The organism is Acutalibacter sp. JLR.KK004 (assembly GCF_036941085.1).
Lineage (GTDB): Bacteria > Bacillota > Clostridia > Oscillospirales > Acutalibacteraceae > Acutalibacter.
This window is the reverse complement of record NZ_JAYMNQ010000007.1, coordinates 1-2,387: the sequence shown is the minus strand read 5'-3', so window position 1 is coordinate 2,387 and position 2,387 is coordinate 1. Positions and strand designations below refer to the sequence as shown.

General features: G+C 55.0%; 5 protein-coding genes. All 5 read right to left on the bottom strand.

Annotated elements, in window-relative coordinates; genetic code table 11:
• The coding region (locus VSQ30_RS20525) for a hypothetical protein (protein ID WP_334467137.1) at positions 1-409 on the bottom strand (409 nt) is incomplete at its 3' end.
• A gap of 5 nt (positions 410-414) precedes the next feature.
• Positions 415-801, bottom strand: a complete 387-nt coding sequence (locus VSQ30_RS20520; RefSeq protein WP_334467134.1) for a hypothetical protein — start codon at positions 799-801, stop codon at positions 415-417.
• A 98-nt stretch (positions 802-899) separates the two neighbouring features.
• Entirely contained in the window at positions 900-1,211 is a 312-nt protein-coding gene (locus tag VSQ30_RS20515) for a Mor transcription activator family protein (RefSeq protein ID WP_160578814.1), read from the bottom strand.
• Positions 1,211-1,699 (bottom strand): regulatory protein GemA, encoded by a 489-nt coding sequence (locus VSQ30_RS20510; RefSeq protein WP_334467133.1) that lies wholly within the window; start codon positions 1,697-1,699, stop codon positions 1,211-1,213. The genes VSQ30_RS20515 and VSQ30_RS20510 overlap by 1 nt, the downstream gene beginning before the upstream one ends.
• A gap of 19 nt (positions 1,700-1,718) precedes the next feature.
• Positions 1,719-2,372 (bottom strand): hypothetical protein, encoded by a 654-nt coding sequence (locus tag VSQ30_RS20505; RefSeq protein WP_334467132.1) that lies wholly within the window; start codon positions 2,370-2,372, stop codon positions 1,719-1,721.
• Between the last annotated feature and the right edge of the window lie 15 nt (positions 2,373-2,387).

Below are 2,387 nucleotides of genomic sequence, written 5' to 3'. Positions count from 1 at the left end.
ACTTGTGTGAGAGGATATTCAAAGGCCGCAACACCCCGCCATTGTTTTGGACAAAGTTACCGGCCCGCAAAAGGCTCTTGTCGCTGCTGGATACCTTCACCATATCGTCCTCAAGCCCCTCGGCCCGCAGCCGGATGCCCTTGCCGGTCAGCTTGGCCTCCAGGGCGGTATATTCCGCATCGGCCAGGGTAGCCGTCTCTTTTGTGGAAATATACCGCAGGCGGATATACCCTTCTTCTGCCAGGAAATTGACGCTTTCCAGGAACTCATCCGGGGCTAGGCCCAGCATTTTGACCACCCGCTCTATCCCAGCCAACTTGTTGAACTTAAACCGCAGGATATTCACGGCCTGCAGCACCTGCCCGTTATTCCAGGCAAATTTCCCAGCTTCTATGCGCTGCATATCCATTTTGCTTATGCCCCCTTATCTTTCTGCTTGATTGCATGATCCAGGATCATGTCTATTTTTCTATCCATCTTGGAAAATTCCCGGATAAAATCATCTTTTGTCAAATACGTCTGCATGATGGTCTTTATATCTGCCCTTAACTCATCATAGGATTTCTCATGTACGCTGCGGGGGGTATAGTCCCGCTCTATACGTTCAATATCTCCGGTCAGCTTGTCCTTGTCCTTTTCGTAAGTGGGCTTTTTCACCGTGGTCTCATCCAGTCTTTTAACGGCCTCATCCAGCTTGTCCACCCGCCCAAAAAGGGAACGCTTTATCAGGTATATCAAGGCCCCGGTCGCAAACCCCAAAAGCAGCACCACCAGCCACCATGTCCCATTATCAAACGTCACACGAACACCCCCGAAAAAAGAAAAGGTATGATTGATTTGTCTCAATCATACCCTCAAAACACGCAAGCGGTCAACGTAAAGCGTTTAAGTTTTTTACTTTACAATAGGGAGAGCTGCCCCTCCATGGGGCGGGCACGGACGGCCCGCACCCTATCTGATACGATACTCCTTATTGTGACTTCTGTCAATCCGTATTTTTGCGCCAGTTCCCGGAAGTTGTACCCGTCAAACTCGGCCTTGATTTGTTCATTCCTTTCCATGCGCTCAATTTTGTCCGTTTTTGGAATATAGAAGTAAGTGCCCCCATATTCCTCCATTAGCTTTATGAAGCTTTCCTCGCCAATCAGGTCAGCTATTTTCCTTTGGTCATGGCTTAAATCTTGAAGCCAGTTTGTTTCTGGGGCACTCATTATGTACCACCTCCCGGCGCGGCCTTTCCAGCATTAGCCACATACTTTTTCAGTATTTCTATGAGCCGGTTGCAGGTCTGGAAATCTACCCAGGCAAAAGGCTCCTTTGGCAGGGCGTCTATGTGCAGCTCCTTTTTGAGGATGCCGCACAGTCTTTGCCCTAACGTGGCCCTGCTGGGCGCTGTGTCCGCTTTTTGCAGCTCATAGAGTAATGCCCACACCTTGCGCTGCTGGGCCGCCGTGGCCCCGCCAGGGCGCTCTGTGTGCGTCTTGGGCTTGCGGCGCGGGGGAGGGGTGCCCTGGCGCTGCTGCAGCTCGCTGATCACCGCCTGAGCCTCGGTGCTGGTGAGCGCCCGGACAGAGGCTTTCCCGGTAACAGCAGCCACCAGGGAGTGCAGGGCGTCCTCCTCATTGCCCCGCTCCACAATGCCCAGCGCATTGCCTATGGCGTAAATTTTCTTGATCTGCTGCCCGTTGATGGCTGCCATAGCGTCCTCCTTTCCCCGCCTATGCGGGTTGTTCGGCCTCCACGCCCACCTTGATGCTTTCCTCCACGATAACGGCGGCCCGGATAATGTCCACGGCCTCCTGGGTGCTGCCCTGCCAGCCTGCGGCCCGCAGCACCTGGGTGAGCCATTCCCAATTTATCACCTCGGAGGCCAGGTACGCCCAATCGCTGGCCTCCTGCTCCGGCAGGCCGCCCACCTTCATGAGCGCGGCCTTGTCCCGGTTGTATGTACCCTTGAGCCGCTTCTGCAGGGTGGCCTGCACCTTGGGGTCGCTGCTGATCTTCTGGATCAGGCTGTCAAGGCTCCCCTCTGTGTAATTCCCCTGGGCCACCATGCCCAGCAGCTTTTTGCAGGGGGCAGTCATGGTGTCGGTGGTCTCGGTTTTGATAAAGTCCCCGGCCACCTTGCCCAGCACCTCCTTGACCATGGTAAGGGATACCGGCTTGACCGTGGCGGCGTTTGTCACCGTTACCCGGCTGTTCTGGCTGCCCCAATAGGCGGCGGTCAGCAGCTTGGTATCCTTAAGGTCATCGGCGGCCAGGGTCTCAAAATACCCCTTGAGCCAGTCCATCCGCTCCTTTATCCGGCTGGATTCAAGGGTCAGGGCGGCGTATTCGTCCACATAGGCTCTTATCTGTTCCTGGTTAGTCATCCCCGGCCACCTCCC

Excerpts from the sequence above, each read along its gene's own strand:
- VSQ30_RS20510 (WP_334467133.1), bottom strand. The coding sequence starts at position 1,699 with ATGGCAGCCATCAACGGGCAGCAGATCAAGAAAATTTACGCCATAGGC.
- VSQ30_RS20505 (WP_334467132.1), bottom strand. The coding sequence starts at position 2,372 with ATGACTAACCAGGAACAGATAAGAGCCTATGTGGACGAATACGCCGCC.
- VSQ30_RS20515 (WP_160578814.1), bottom strand. The coding sequence starts at position 1,211 with ATGAGTGCCCCAGAAACAAACTGGCTTCAAGATTTAAGCCATGACCAA.